The following is a 13,070-nucleotide window of genomic DNA, read 5'->3' on the forward strand; positions in this document are numbered from 1 at the left end:
AAGGGTGCGCGGATGAACGCCCTGACCTCCACCCGCCTCGACGCCCTCCTCTCCGCCGTCGCCGCCGCGGCGCGCGAGCCGCTGGCCCGCCGCCCCGCTGCCGTGGCCGAGGCGATGGCCCCGCACCTCGCCGCCCCCGATCTGCTCGCGGGGCGCGACTGCCCCTGCTGCCCCGACCGTTACGTGCGCCACCTGCTGCACGCCGACCCCGAGGGTGGCTATGCGGTGGTGGCGCTGGTCTGGCGGCCCACGCAGATGTCGCCCATCCACGCGCACCGCACCTGGTGCGCCTTCGGCGTGCACCGCGGGGTGCTGACCGAGCACCATTTCGCCCCGGGCGCGCCGCCCCGGCCCATGGGCGCGCATCTGCGCCACCCCGGCGAGACCTGCCACGGCCCCGCCGACCCCGATCTCATCCACCGCCTGGGCAATTGCTCCGCGGAGGAGGCTGTCTCCATCCATGTCTATGGCGTGCCCTATGAGCGTTTCGGGGATCAGGTGAACCTGATCCTCGGTTGACCGGGGGCGGCGCGGGGCGGCACACCCATGCCGTGCATTCCGCCCCGCCCGCATGACCCCGAGGTTGCTGCTCGGCCTCCTCATGGGGGGCGTCGCCTCCGTGATCTGGGGCGGGCATGCGGCGGTGGCGCGGCTGGCGCTGACCGGCCAGGGCCTGCATGTGCTCGACCTGCTCTTCTGCCGCTACGTCCCGGCGGCGCTGCTGCTCGCGCCGCTCGCCTGGCGCGCGCGCGGCGAGATCGCGGCGCTGGGCGTGCGGCGGCTGCTGCTGCTCGTGGTGTTCGGGGGGGCGGGGAACCTCACCCTCTTCGTCTCGGCGCTGCATGTCGCCCCGGCGAGCCATGGCGCCACCATCGCGCCGATGACGGGGCCCGTGGTGGCGGCACTCACCGCCTGGTGGCTGCTGGGCGAGCGGCCCACGCCCGGGCGCGTCGCCGCGCTCGCCGCCATGCTGGGCGGCGTGCTGATGATCGGCTGGGACGGGCTCGGCCTCGCGCCCGGCGTCTGGCGGGGGGATCTGCTGCTGGTGGCGGCCGGCGGCACCTGGGGCGTGTTCACCGTGCTGCTGCGGCGCTTGCGGCTCGCGGCCATTCCCGCCACCGCGGCGGTCACGCTCGCCTCGCTGCCCTTTGTGCTGCCGCCCTTCCTGCTGTTCCGGGCCGAGGCCTTCTTCGCCCAGCCGCCCGGGCTCGTGGCCTGGATGATCGTGGCGCAGGGGCTGCTGCTGGGCGTGATCTCGATGTTCCTCTTCGCGCGCGGGGTGGAACTGCTGGGCGCCACGCGCGCGGGCACGCTCTCGGTGCTGGTGCCGGTGGTGGGGCTGCTGCTCTCGGCCTGGCTGCTGGCCGAGCCGATCTCGCTGCTGAAGGGGCTGGGGGCGGGGCTGGCGGCGGGGGCGATGCTGGTGGCCGTGCTGTTCACGGGCCGACGCTGACCCACTGGCTCGTCGCGTGCGCGCAGACCGCGCCCGTATCGGCGCGCGCGAGCGTGACCTCGCCGTAGAGGCTGCGGCCGCGCGGCTTGATGAGCCGCGCCTCGGCGATCACGGCCCCCGTGCCGGCGGGGCGCAGGAAGGCGATGTTCAGCGTGGCCGTCAGGCTCTCGTCCCGCCCCTCGTTCAGCCCGAGCAGCGCGGCCCAGAAGGCCATGTCCGCGAGCCCCATCAGCGCCGGGCCGCAGAGGGTGGGGCCGGGGCGCAGCAGCGCCTGGCTGGGCGGGAGTTCGAGCCGCGCCCGGCCCGCCCCCGCCTCCAGCACCCGCACCCCCCAGGCGGCCGAGAGGGGCAGCTTCGCGTGCATCACCGCCTCGATGTCGCGTGGAATCATGCCGCCACACCCCCCACCACGCGGCCCAGGCAGGGCGCGCCGCCCAGCCAGTAGCAGAGCTCGGCCGGGCGGGAGACGCGATAGAGCGCGAGGTCGCAGCGCGCGCCCTCGGCCAGCACCCCGCGGTCCTTCAGGCCGAGCGCGAGGGCGGCGTTGACCGTGATGCCGCGCAGCGCCTCCGCCACCGTCAGGCGGAACAGGGTGCAGCCCAGATGCGCCATCAGCAGCAGCGAGAGCACGGGCGAGGAGCCGGGGTTCATGTCGGTGGAGAGCGCGATCCGCACCCCCGCCGCGCGCATCGCCGCCACATCGGGCATGTGCGTCTCGCGCAGCACCAGCGTCGCGCCGGGCAGCAGCACCGCCACCGTGCCGGCGCGGCCCATGGCGGCGATGCCCTCGGGGTTCGCGCGCTCCAGATGGTCCGCGCTCAGCGCGCCGTGGCGCGCGGCGAGCGCCGCCCCGCCCGCGTCGGTGAGCTGGTCGGCGTGCAGCTTCACGGGCAGGCCGGCCGCGCGCGCGGCGTCGAACACCCAGCCCGCCTCCTCGGCGGTGAAGGCGATGGAGTCCGAGAACACGTCCACCGCATCGGCGAGCCCCTCGCGCGCGGCGAGCGGCACGATGTGCTCGGCCACATGGCGCGCGTAGTCGGCGCGGCGGCCGGCGTATTCGGGCGGCGTGGCGTGGGCGGCGAGCAGGCTCGTCACCACGCTCACCGCGCGGTGGCGGGCGAGATCGCGCGCCACGCGGAGCTGCTTGAGCTCCGCCTCCGCCTCCAGCCCGTAGCCGGACTTGATCTCGACCGTGGTCACGCCCTCGGCCAGCAGCGCGTCGAGGCGCGGCAGCGCCGCGTCGCGCAGTGCGGCCTCCGAGGCGGCGCGCGTGGCGCGCATGGTGGAGAGGATGCCCCCGCCCGCGCGCGCGATCTCCTCGTAGCTCGCGCCGGCGAGCCGCGCCTCGAACTCGCCCGCACGGTCGCCGCCGAAGACGAGATGGGTGTGGCAGTCCACCAGCCCGGGCAGGATCCAGGCGCCGGCGCAATCGGTCACGGGCGCCTCATGGGCGGGCAGGGCGCTGCGCGGCCCCACCCAGGCGATGCGCCCCTCCCGCGCGGCGATCGCGCCGTCCTTGATCACGCCGAGCCCCTCGCCCTGCATGGTGGCGAGGTTCGCGTTCAGCCAGACGCGGTCGAACATCAGGGCAGCTCCACCGCCGCGGCGAAGCGGGGATCGGCGATGAGCCGCCGCGCGGCGGCGATGTCGGGGGCCATGGCGCGATCCTCCTCCCAGGGCGCGACATGCGCGCGCAGCGCGGCGTGCGCGGCCTCGAGCGGGGCGGAGGAGCGCAGCGGTCGGTGGAACTCCACCCCCTGCGCGGCGGCGAGCAGCTCGATGGCGAGGATGCCCTCCAGATTGTCCAGCATGGGGGCGAGGCGCAGCCCGGCGTTGGTCGCCATGGAGACATGGTCCTCCTGGTTCGCGGAGGTGGGCAGGCTGTCCACGCTGCGCGGGGCGGCGAGGGCGCGGTTCTCCGCCGCCAGCGCGGCGGCCGTGACCTGCGCGATCATGAAGCCCGAGTTCAGCCCGCCCGCGCGCACCAGGAAGGCGGGCAGGCCGGAAAGCGCGGGGTCCATCAGCAATGCGATGCGCCGCTCGGCGATGGCGCCGAGCTCGGCGAGGGCGAGGGCGATGGCATCGGCGGCGAAGGCCACCGGCTCGGCGTGGAAATTGCCGCCCGAGAGGAGTTCCCCGCCCTCTACCAGCAGCGGGTTGTCCGTCACCGCATTCGCCTCGCGCAGCAGCACGGCGGCGGCGAGCTCCAGCAGGTCGAGGCAGGCGCCGGCCACCTGGGGCTGGCAGCGCAGGCAGTAGGGGTCCTGCACGCGGATGTCGTTCTCGCGGTGGCTTTCGCGGATGTCCGAGCCCGCGAGCAGCGCGCGCAGCGCGGCGGCGCAGCGCATCTGCCCCGGCTGGCCGCGCAGCGCATGGATGCGCGCATCGAAGGGCGTGTCCGCCCCGCGCGCCGCGTCCACCGAGAGCGCGCCCGTCAGCAGCCCGGCGCGCAGCAGATCCCGCGCGCGGAACAGCGCGTCGAGGGCGAGCGCGGTGGAGACCTGGGTGCCGTTGAGCAGCGCGAGCCCCTCCTTGGGCCCGAGCTCGAGCGGCGCCATGCCCAGCGCGGCCAGCGCCGTCGCGCCGCCATGGGCGACGTGCTGCGCGTCGGTCGCGCTGCCCTCGCCCACCAGCACGAGCGAGAGATGCGCGAGCGGCGCGAGATCGCCCGAGGCGCCCACGCTGCCCTGGGCCGGGATGTCGGGCAGCATGTCGGCCTCCAGCAGCCGCAGCAGCGCCTCGACGACGACGGGCCGCACGCCCGAGGCCCCGCGCGCGAGGGAGAGCGCCTTGAGCGCAAGGGTGAGGCGCACCACCGGCCGCGGCAGGGGCGCGCCCGTGCCGGCGGCGTGGCTGCGCAGCAGGTTGAGCTGCAGCCGCGCCAGGTCCGCCGCGCCGATGCGGGTGGTGGCGAGCTTGCCGAAGCCCGTGTTCACGCCATAGAGCGCCGCCCCCGTGCCCAGCGCCGCCTGCAGCGCCGCCGCCCCGGCCTCGACCGGCGCGCGCCAGCCCTCGGCGAGGCGCAGCGCCGCGCCGTCGCGGATGCGCCGCAGCGGCGCGAGATCGGCCTTCCCGGCCGCGATCGTCTCGGTCATGGCGCGAGGATAGCGCGGCCGCCGGCCCTGTCACACCAGCGGCCGCTTGCGATGACTCCTGAACCGGCGGCGCGGCTTGCGCGCCCGCGCCCCGCCCGCTTTCCTGCGCGGCGCGATTCCAGGACCGCCACGCCCATGCCCGATTTCCTCGCCGCCCATGCGCTGCTGCCCGAGGGCTGGGCGCGCGAGGTGCTGATCTCCTGCGGCGAGGACGGGCTGATCACGGCCGTGACGCCCGGCGCGCGCGCGCCGGGGGCGCGGCGGCTCGCGGGCCATGTGCTGCCCGGGCTCGTCGACCTGCACAGCCACGCCTTCCAGCGCGCCATGGCCGGCGGGGCCGAGCGCCGCAGCCCCGCGGGCCGCGACAGTTTCTGGACCTGGCGAGAGACCATGTACCGCTTCGCCCTCGGCATGACGCCCGAGGACGCGGAGGCGGTGGCCGCCCAGCTCTACGCCGAGCTTCTCTCGCGCGGCTTCACCCAGATCTGCGAGTTCCACTACCTGCACCACGACCGCGACGGCGCGCCCTATGCGAACCGCGCCGAGATGGCGCTGCGCCACATGGAGGCGGCGCGGCGCGCGGGGGTGGGCGTGACCATGCTGCCCTCGCTCTACCGCCATGGCGGCATCTTCGGCCTGCCGCCGCTCGAGGGGCAGCGGCGCTTCCTCAACGACCTCGACGGCTTCATGGCGATCCTCGATGCGGTGCGCGCCGCCTGCGCCGCACAGCCGCTGGCCGCCTGGGGGGTCGCGCCGCACAGCCTGCGCGCGGTGACGCCCGCCATGCTCGAGGCGCTGGCGGCGCTCGATGCCCCCATCCACATCCACGCCGCCGAGCAGCGGCGCGAGGTGGAGGAATGCCGCGCCGCCACCGGGCTCCGGCCCGTGGAGTGGCTGCTGCGCCACGCGCCGCTCGACGGGCGCTGGTGCCTTATCCACGCCACCCACATGACGGAGGAGGAGGCGAGGGGGCTCGCCGCCAGCGGGGCGGTGGCCGGGCTCTGCCCCAGCACCGAGGCCTCGCTGGGCGACGGGATCTTCCCGCTGCCCGTCTTCCGCGCCGCGGGCGGGCGGCTCGGCTTCGGCACGGACAGCCATGTGGGCATCTGCCCCGCGGCCGAAATCCGGCAGCTCGAGACGAGCCAGCGCCTCGCGCTCGAGCTGCGCTCCGTCGCCACGGACGAGGCGAACCCGCACCCCGCCCGGGCGCTGCTCGAGGCGGCGCTGCGCGGCGGGGCGCAGGCGGCCGGGGTGGCGATGGGCGCGCTCGCGCCCGGGCTGCGCTGCGACCTGGTGGAGCTGGACGAGACCCACCCCACCCTGATCGGCCGCGAGGGGGATGGGCTGCTCGACGCCTGGGCCTTCGGCCCGCAGGACAGGATGGTGCGCAGCGTGGCCGTGGCGGGGCGCATGGTGGTGGAGGCGGGCCGGCACGTGAGGGAGCGCGAGATCGCCGAGGGCTTCGCCCGGGCGATGCGGCGGCTCGGCGCATGAGCGGGCCGCTTGCGGGGAAGATCGCCTGGGTGACGGGCGGCAGCCGCGGCATCGGCCGGGCCTGCGCGCTCGCCTTCGCCGAGGCGGGGGCGGATGTGGCGATCTGCCACCTCGGCGACGAGGAACAGGCGCGCGGCCTGGTGCAGGCCGTCACCGCGCGCGGCCGGCGCGGCTTCCAGATGGAGGCGGACATGGGGCGCACCGCCGCCATCCGCGCCTTCGCCGCCGCCGCCGAGGCCGCGCTCGGCCCCTGCGACATCCTGCTCAACAATGCGGGGCTCAACATCCGCGCGCCCTTCGAGGCGGTGAGCGAGGAGGGCTTCGACCGGGTGATGGAGGTCCACCTCAAGGGCATGTTCTTCATGGCCCAGGCCGTCTATCCGGGCATGGTGGCGCGCGGGGGCGGGCGGATCATCAACATCGCCTCGCAGCTCGGGCTGAAGGGCGCGCCGGGCATCGTGCCCTATTGCGCGGCGAAGGCCGGCGTTATCGGCTTCACCCGCGCCCTGGCCCATGAGGCGGGCCCGAAGGGGGTGCTGGTGAACGCCATCGCCCCCGGCCCCATCGAGACGGACCTCACCCGCGCCCGCGGCCCCGAATGGCGGGCCGAGATCGAGGCGCGGCTGCCGCTTGGCCGGCTCGGCCGGGTGGAGGAGGTGGCGGCCACCGCTCTGCTGCTCGCGGGCCCGGGCGGCAGCTATTATTGCGGGGCGACGCTCTCGCCCAATGGCGGGGACATCATGCATTGAGCGGCGATGTGACCATCCGCGCCCTGGGCGCGGCGGAGGTGGAGACGGCCGTGGAGTGGGCGGCGCGCGAGGGCTGGAACCCCGGCCTCGCCGATGCGGCGGCCTTCCGCGCGGCGGACCCCGACGGCTTCCTCGGCGCATTCCGCGGCGAGGAGATGCTGGCCTGCATCTCGGCCGTGCGCACGGGCGAGGGCTTCGGCTTCATCGGCTTTTACATCGCCCGGCCCGAGGCGCGGGGGCAGGGCATCGGCTGGCGCGTCTGGCAGGCGGGCATGGCGCGGCTCGCGGGGCGCTGCGTCGGGCTCGACGGGGTGGTGGCGCAGCAGGAGAACTACCGGAAATCGGGCTTCGCGCTGGCCTGGAACAATGCGCGCTACCAGTCCGAGGCGCCGCGCATCCCCGAGGCGGACACGCGCGGCATCGAGGACGCGGCCGCCGTGCTCTTCGAGGCGCTGCTCGCCTTCGACGCCGCCTGCTTTGGCCTGCCCCGGCCCGAGTTCCTGCGCGGCTGGATCGCCGCCCCCGGCCACCGCGCCCGGGTGGCGCGGGATGCGGCGGGTGCCGTCACGGGCTTCGCCGTGCTGCGCCCCTGCCGGGCGGGGGCGAAGCTCGGCCCGCTCTTCGCGGTGGATGCCGCCACGGCCCGGGCGCTGGTCGCCGACGCCGCGCCGCACCGCCCGCCGGGGCCGCTCATCCTCGACCTGCCCGAACCCCATGCCGAGGCGGTGGCGCTGGCGCAGGCGATGGGCATGGAGAAGGTCTTCGAGACGGCGCGCATGTACACGCGCCCGCCCCCGCCGATGCAGCGGGAGTGGATCTTCGGGCTGACCAGCTTCGAGCTGGGGTGACGGGGCGGCGCCTACCCCGCCCCGCGCTTGCGCAGGCGTATGCGGCCCGGGGCCTCGCCTTCCGGAAACACCACCTCCAGCACCTCATGGCCCAGTTCGCGGGCGCTGCGCGGGATGTTCTCGCCCGGTTCCCGGCCCAGGAAGCGCACTTCCAGCCCCTGTCCCGGGCTCATCCTGTCCAAATGCAGCCGGGTGCGGACGAAGGTCATGGGGCAGACCTCTTTCGTCACGTCCAGAACAGGCCAGCACTGCTCCTCATTCATGCCGTGAGGTTCCTTTTCGTGCAGGATTCAAGCGACTGCGCCTTGCCAACTCAGCCCGGTCGTACATAATAGAGAGCAAGAGAACCGGAGCGCTGCTTCCATGGCCGAACATCCCACCGGAGCCGATCTACTGGGCCTGACGGCGGAAATCGTGTCCGCCCATGTCTCCAACAATCCCGTTTCGATGACGGACCTGCCGGCCCTGATCACCGAGGTGCATCGCACCCTGGCCTCGCTGGGGGCGGTGGCCGCGCCGGTCGAGGCGGAGAAGAAGGCGCCCGCCGTTCCGATCAAGAAATCCATCACGCCCGACTATCTCATCTGCCTCGAGGACGGAAAGAAGCTGAAGATGCTGAAGCGGCATCTGCAGACCGCCTATGGCCTGACGCCGGAACAGTATCGCGAGAAATGGGGCCTGCCGCCCGACTACCCGATGGTCGCGCCGAACTACGCCAAGCACCGTTCCTCGCTGGCGAAGCAGATCGGCCTGGGCACCCAGTCGCGCAAGGGCGAGGCCTCTGCTAAGGGCTGAGGCGCCGGCGCGGCGGGCGCGGGGCTGAGAGCCCCGCCCGCCGCAGCCCGGCAGGACGGCCAGCGGAGGGGGAGTTCGCGCCATCAGCGAAACCATGTCGCGGATCGAGCGCATGTGCGTGGAGCGGGGCCTGAAGATGACGGGCCAGCGCCGCCTGATCGCGCGCGTGCTCTCCGACAGCGATGACCACCCGGATGTGGAGGAGCTCTACCGCCGCGCGGTGGCGCTCGATTCGCGCGTCTCGGTCGCCACCGTCTATCGCACCGTGCGGCTGCTGGAGGAGAAAGGCATCCTCGAACGCCGCGACTTCGGCGGCGGCCGCGCCCGCTACGACCCGGCCGACCGCGGCCACCACCACCACCTGATCGACGTGGACACGGGCAAGGTGATCGAGTTCTCCGACGCCGAGCACGACCGGCTCGCCCGCGCCATCGCCGAGCGGCTGGGCTTCGAGCTGGTGCAGCTCCGCCTCGAGCTGTTCGGCCGCAAGCCTGGCGGCGCGGCGGCGCGGCCCAAGCCGGATCGCACGGCGTGAGCGGCCCCGCCCATTTCGAGGAGCTGCGCGCCGGCAATCTGGGCGTGCGCATCGCCAGCACGGAGTGGGAGGTGCGCGCCGCCCAGGCGCTGCGCTACCGCGTCTTCTACGGGGAGATGGGCGCGCGCGCCGACGCCGAGACCGCCGCCTCGGGCCTGGACGCCGACGAATTCGACACGGTGGCCGATCATCTCCTCGTGCTCGACCATGACCGGGGCGAGGGGCCCGAATCGGTGGTGGGCACCTATCGCCTCATCCGGCGCGAGGCCGCGGCGCGCATCGGGCGCTTCTACTCCGCGGCGGAGTACGAGATCGGGCCCATCCTCGCCTTCCCCGGCGAAATCCTGGAGCTCGGCCGCTCCTGCACCGATGCGGCCTACCGCACGCGCGGCACGCTGCAGCTCCTCTGGGGCGGGATCGCGGCCTATGTGTTCCGCCATGGCATCGCGCTGATGTTCGGCTGCGCCAGCCTGCCGGGCACCGACCTCGAGGAGAACGCGGCGCTGCTCTCCTATCTGCACCACCACCACCTCGCGCCCGAGGCGCTGCGCCCGCGCGCCCTCGCGGCCCGCTATGTGCCCATGGAGCGGCTGCCGCGCGGCGCCTACGACGCGAAGGCCGCGCTGCTCGCCCTGCCGCCGCTCATCAAGGGCTATCTGCGCCTCGGCGGCTTCGTGGGCGATGGCGCGGTGCTGGATCAGCAGTTCAACACCACCGATGTCTGCGTCGTGGTCAAGACCGACCAGGTGACGGAGAAGTACTACCGCCACTACGAGCGCAAGGCCGGCGCGCGCGGCTGAGCCGGCCCATGTTGCGCCGCATCAACGCGCCGCGCGCGGCCCTGCGTGCTAGGCTGGCAGGAAGATGCTGCGCCGCCGGCTGATCCTCCTTCTGCTGCTCGCCGGCCTCGCTTCGGGTGCCTGGTGGTGGTTCCAGCGCCCGCTCCCGGTCGAGACGGTCGCCGTCGCCCGCGGGCCCGCGGTGGAGGCCGTCTATGCGACGGGCGTGGTGGAGCCGCTGCACTGGGCGCGCGTGGGCCCGGCGACGCGCGGGCGGCTGACCGCCGTGCTGGTGGAGGAGGGGGAGCGCGTCCGCGAGGGCCAGCCGCTCGCGCGCCTCGACGACCGCCAGGCCCGCGCGCAGGCCGAGGAGGCGGAGGCCCGCGCCCGCTTCGCCATGGAGGATCTGGCGCGCACCCGCGCGCTGGTGGGCCGCGACATCGCCACCCGCGCCGCGCTGGAGCGCGCCGAGCGCGACGCCCGCGCCGCCCGCGCCGCCGCCGACATGGCGATCCATCGCCTCGACGACTACGTGGTGCGCGCCCCGGCCGATGGCGTGATCCTGCGCCGCGACGCCGAGGTGGGCGAGGTGGTGGACACCCCCGCCGCCCTGTTCTGGATCGGCGAGCCGCGGCCGCTGCGCGTCACCGCCGAGGTGGACGAGGAGGACATCGCCCGCGTCGCGCCCGGCCAGCGCGCGCTGCTGCGCGCCGACGCCTTCCCCGGCCGCGCGCTGGAGGCGCGGGTGGCGCAGATCACGCCCAAGGGGGACACGGCGCGCAAGGCCTATCGCGTGCGCCTCGCCCTGCCCGAGGACACGCCGCTGCTGATCGGCATGACGGTGGAGGCCAACATCGTGCTGCGCGAGGAGGCGGCGGCGCTGCTGCTGCCGCCCTCGGCCGTTTCCATCGCCCCGGGCCAGACGGGCTCGGGCCCGCGGCTCGGCCATGTCTGGCTGGTGCAGGAGGGCCGGCTCGCGCGGCGCGAGGTGCGGATCGGCGTGCAGGGCGCGCGCGCCTTCGAGGTGCTGGAGGGCCTCGCCGAGGGCGATCGCGTCGCCGCCGCGCCGCGCGCCGGCTTCCGCGAGGGCCATGCGGCCCGCGCCCTGCCATGAGCCTCATCCTCGACCTCGCGCGCGGGATGCTGCGCCGCCGGCGGCGGCAGACGCTGGTCTCGGTCGGCGGCGTGGCGCTTGGCGTGGCCTTCTTCATCGCCATCGCGGCGCTGATGCGCGGCTTCCAGGGCTTCATCATCGCCCAGCTCCTCGACGTCGCGCCGCATGTGACGATCAAGGACGAGGCGCGCGAGCCGCCGCTGCAGCCCGTGCTGATCGTGGAACGCGAGGGGGCGGTGGCGGTCAGCGGCGTGCGCCCGCGGGACAGGGTGCGCGGCATCCGCGCGGCCGGCGAGAAGCTCGCCATGCTGGAGGCCATGCCGGGTGTGGCCGCGGCCCCCGTGCTGCAGGGCCAGGCGCTGCTGCGCTACGGCGCGCGCGACGTCTCGGCCGTGCTGACCGGCCTCGATCCCGAGCGGCACCGCCGCGTCTCGAACATCGAGAAGGACATGGTGGCCGGGCGGCTTGAGGACCTGCGCGCCAGCGCCAACGGAATCATCCTCGGCGCGGAGCTCGCCCGCCGCCTCGGCCTCGGCATGGGCGACACGCTGAGCGCGCTCTCGCCCGCGGGGGTGATGCTCTCGATGAAGGTGGTGGGGCTGTTCCGCACCGGCATCCAGAGCGTGGACCAGAACAACGCCTTCGCCCTGCTGACCGTCCAGCAGGTGCTGCAGGACCGGCCGAACGTGGTGAACCAGATCGCGCTGCGGCTCGAGGACGTGAGGCGCGCCGAGCCGCTCGCGCGCGAGATCGAGGCCCGCTTCGGCGACCGCACGGAGAGCTGGGAGGAGCAGAACCGCAACATCCTCACCGTCTTCGTGATCCAGAACGCCATCATGTACAGCGTCACCGGCGCGATCCTGCTGGTGGCGGCCTTCGGCATCTACAACATCATCTCGACCGTGGTGTTCGAGAAGACGCGCGACATCGCCATCCTGAAATCCCTCGGCTTCGAGGCGGGCGACATCCAGCGGCTCTTCCTGCTGCAGGGGCTGGTGGTGGGGGTGATCGGGGCGGCGGCGGGCTCGGCGCTGGGGGCGCTGATGATCGAGGGGCTCGCGCAGGTGCGCTTCGGCACGGCGACGCCGGCGGGGAACGAGGGGTTCATCCTGGCGCGGGACTGGCGGATCTACCTGGTGGCGAGCGGCTTCGCCCTGCTCGCCTCCGGGCTCGCCGCGCTGATTCCGGCGCGGCGGGCGAGCCGGCTCGATCCGGTGCAGGTGGTGCGGGGCGCGGCGTGAGCCCGCCGCTGCTGCTCGCGGAGGGGGTGACGCGCCGCCTGCCCGAAGGGGTGGTGCTGGTGCGCGACGTGACGCTCTCCATCGGGCGGGGCGAGTTCATCGCCATCACCGGGCCTTCGGGTTCGGGCAAATCCTCGCTGCTCTACCTGCTCGGGCTGCTCGACCGGCCGAGCGAGGGGCGGATCGCGCTGGAGGGGCGCGAGATGGAGACGCTCTCCGATCCGGACCTGGCCGCGGTGCGGCTCGCGCGGCTCGGCTTCGTCTTCCAGTTCCACTTCCTGCTGCCCGAGTTCACCGCGCTCGAGAACGTGCTGATCCCGATTCGCAGGCTCGGGCGGCTCTCGCGCGCCGAGGCGGAGGCGCGGGCGCTGCGGCTTCTGGCCGGTCTCGGCCTTGCCGATGCGGCGGGGAAGCTGCCCGAGCAGCTCTCGGGCGGCATGCGCCAGCGCGTCGCCATCGCCCGCGCCCTGGCCAACGCGCCCCTGCTGCTGCTGGCCGACGAGCCGACGGGCAACCTCGACACGAAGAACGCCGCGGCGGTGTTCGACATCTTCGAGCGCCTGGCGCGCGAGGAGGGGCGCAGCGTCGTCGTCGTCACCCATGACGCGGAGCTGGCGCGGCGCGCGACGCGGCGGATTCACCTGGTGGACGGGGTGGTCGTCTCGGACGAATCGGCCTGAGGCGGGCGGCGCTGTCGGGGGGGCGAAGAGGCCGGCCGCCGGGAGGAGCGCGAGCCCCGCGCCCCGCGCAAGCCGGGTTTTTTCCCTTGGCGGCACAAAGGGCTTGCATGGGGGGGGTGTTGGGCGTAAGGCCCCCCTCACAAGACGCAGTACGCACGTGCCTCTGGCCCCAGGCCCACGGAGCGGAGCCGCCTTTCGGCTCGCCACCGCGGCGCAAGGTTTACGCAACGACGTCAAGCGTTCTGGCACCCCCGTGTGGGGCCCCGGCAACGGGGTGTCGCGCGGTT

The 13,070-nt window shown here is 74.5% G+C and carries 15 protein-coding genes; 11 read left to right on the top strand and 4 right to left on the bottom strand.

The features are described from left to right. Window positions 1-12 precede the first annotated feature (12 nt). Both H596_RS0104275 and H596_RS0104280 read left to right on the top strand, forming a co-directional pair. The gene (locus H596_RS0104275) at window positions 13-519 is read left to right on the top strand and encodes a cysteine dioxygenase family protein (protein ID WP_027283847.1); all 507 of its coding nucleotides are present in this window, start codon (window positions 13-15) and stop codon (window positions 517-519) included. A 52-nt stretch (window positions 520-571) separates the two neighbouring features. Continuing rightward, window positions 572-1,453: a DMT family transporter gene (locus H596_RS0104280; RefSeq protein WP_084602569.1), complete on the top strand. Its 882-nt coding sequence runs from the start codon at window positions 572-574 to the stop codon at window positions 1,451-1,453. Here the strand turns inward: H596_RS0104280 and H596_RS0104285 are convergent. The 3 genes from H596_RS0104285 to hutH are packed head-to-tail and all read right to left on the bottom strand — an operon-like array spanning window position 1,437 to window position 4,548. After that, window positions 1,437-1,844 (bottom strand): PaaI family thioesterase, encoded by a 408-nt coding sequence (locus H596_RS0104285; RefSeq protein WP_027283849.1) that lies wholly within the window; start codon window positions 1,842-1,844, stop codon window positions 1,437-1,439. The genes H596_RS0104280 and H596_RS0104285 overlap by 17 nt on opposite strands. After that, complete coding sequence (gene hutI, locus H596_RS0104290; protein ID WP_037300017.1) at window positions 1,841-3,037, bottom strand: imidazolonepropionase; 1,197 nt, start codon at window positions 3,035-3,037, stop codon at window positions 1,841-1,843. The genes H596_RS0104285 and hutI overlap by 4 nt, the downstream gene beginning before the upstream one ends. Then, window positions 3,037-4,548 (bottom strand): histidine ammonia-lyase, encoded by a 1,512-nt coding sequence (hutH, locus tag H596_RS0104295; RefSeq protein WP_027283850.1) that lies wholly within the window; start codon window positions 4,546-4,548, stop codon window positions 3,037-3,039. Before hutH ends, hutI begins: the two co-directional genes overlap by 1 nt. Before the next feature lie 135 nt (window positions 4,549-4,683). On the opposite strand from hutH, the gene H596_RS0104300 reads away from it, so the two are divergent. From H596_RS0104300 to H596_RS0104310, 3 genes are read left to right on the top strand one after another with little or no spacing between them, the layout of a single operon-like run. Beyond that, window positions 4,684-6,042 carry a formimidoylglutamate deiminase gene (locus H596_RS0104300; protein ID WP_027283851.1) on the top strand — a complete coding sequence of 453 codons (1,359 nt, stop codon included), beginning with the start codon at window positions 4,684-4,686 and terminating at the stop codon, window positions 6,040-6,042. Continuing rightward, on the top strand, window positions 6,039-6,791 hold the full coding sequence (locus tag H596_RS0104305; RefSeq protein WP_027283852.1) for an SDR family NAD(P)-dependent oxidoreductase: 753 nt from the start codon (window positions 6,039-6,041) through the stop codon (window positions 6,789-6,791). The genes H596_RS0104300 and H596_RS0104305 overlap by 4 nt, the downstream gene beginning before the upstream one ends. 8 nt (window positions 6,792-6,799) lie before the next feature. Beyond that, window positions 6,800-7,639 (top strand): GNAT family N-acetyltransferase, encoded by an 840-nt coding sequence (locus H596_RS0104310; RefSeq protein WP_027283853.1) that lies wholly within the window; start codon window positions 6,800-6,802, stop codon window positions 7,637-7,639. Window positions 7,640-7,650: 11 nt separating this feature from the next. Here H596_RS0104310 and H596_RS0104315 read toward each other — a convergent pair whose 3' ends face one another. Then, entirely contained in the window at window positions 7,651-7,902 is a 252-nt protein-coding gene (locus tag H596_RS0104315; protein WP_027283854.1) for a sulfurtransferase TusA family protein, read from the bottom strand. A gap of 100 nt (window positions 7,903-8,002) precedes the next feature. Here H596_RS0104315 and H596_RS0104320 point away from each other — a divergent pair, with 100 nt between their 5' ends. From H596_RS0104320 to H596_RS0104345, 6 genes are all read left to right on the top strand, one after another. Further along, window positions 8,003-8,434 (top strand): MucR family transcriptional regulator, encoded by a 432-nt coding sequence (locus H596_RS0104320; RefSeq protein WP_027283855.1) that lies wholly within the window; start codon window positions 8,003-8,005, stop codon window positions 8,432-8,434. Between the two features lie 94 nt (window positions 8,435-8,528). After that, window positions 8,529-8,969 carry a Fur family transcriptional regulator gene (locus tag H596_RS20035; RefSeq protein WP_084602571.1) on the top strand — a complete coding sequence of 147 codons (441 nt, stop codon included), beginning with the start codon at window positions 8,529-8,531 and terminating at the stop codon, window positions 8,967-8,969. Further along, window positions 8,966-9,769, top strand: coding sequence for a GNAT family N-acetyltransferase (locus H596_RS0104330; protein WP_027283856.1), 804 nt, complete (start codon window positions 8,966-8,968; stop codon window positions 9,767-9,769). The genes H596_RS20035 and H596_RS0104330 overlap by 4 nt, the downstream gene beginning before the upstream one ends. 64 nt (window positions 9,770-9,833) lie before the next feature. Then, entirely contained in the window at window positions 9,834-10,862 is a 1,029-nt protein-coding gene (locus H596_RS0104335) for an efflux RND transporter periplasmic adaptor subunit (protein ID WP_027283857.1), read from the top strand. Beyond that, complete coding sequence (locus H596_RS0104340; protein ID WP_027283858.1) at window positions 10,859-12,103, top strand: ABC transporter permease; 1,245 nt, start codon at window positions 10,859-10,861, stop codon at window positions 12,101-12,103. Before H596_RS0104335 ends, H596_RS0104340 begins: the two co-directional genes overlap by 4 nt. Beyond that, window positions 12,100-12,783: an ABC transporter ATP-binding protein gene (locus H596_RS0104345; protein ID WP_027283859.1), complete on the top strand. Its 684-nt coding sequence runs from the start codon at window positions 12,100-12,102 to the stop codon at window positions 12,781-12,783. The genes H596_RS0104340 and H596_RS0104345 overlap by 4 nt, the downstream gene beginning before the upstream one ends. Window positions 12,784-13,070: the final 287 nt, after the last annotated feature.

The sequence above is a fragment of the Rubritepida flocculans DSM 14296 genome (assembly GCF_000425365.1).
In the GTDB taxonomy this organism is placed as follows: domain Bacteria; phylum Pseudomonadota; class Alphaproteobacteria; order Acetobacterales; family Acetobacteraceae; genus Roseococcus; species Roseococcus flocculans.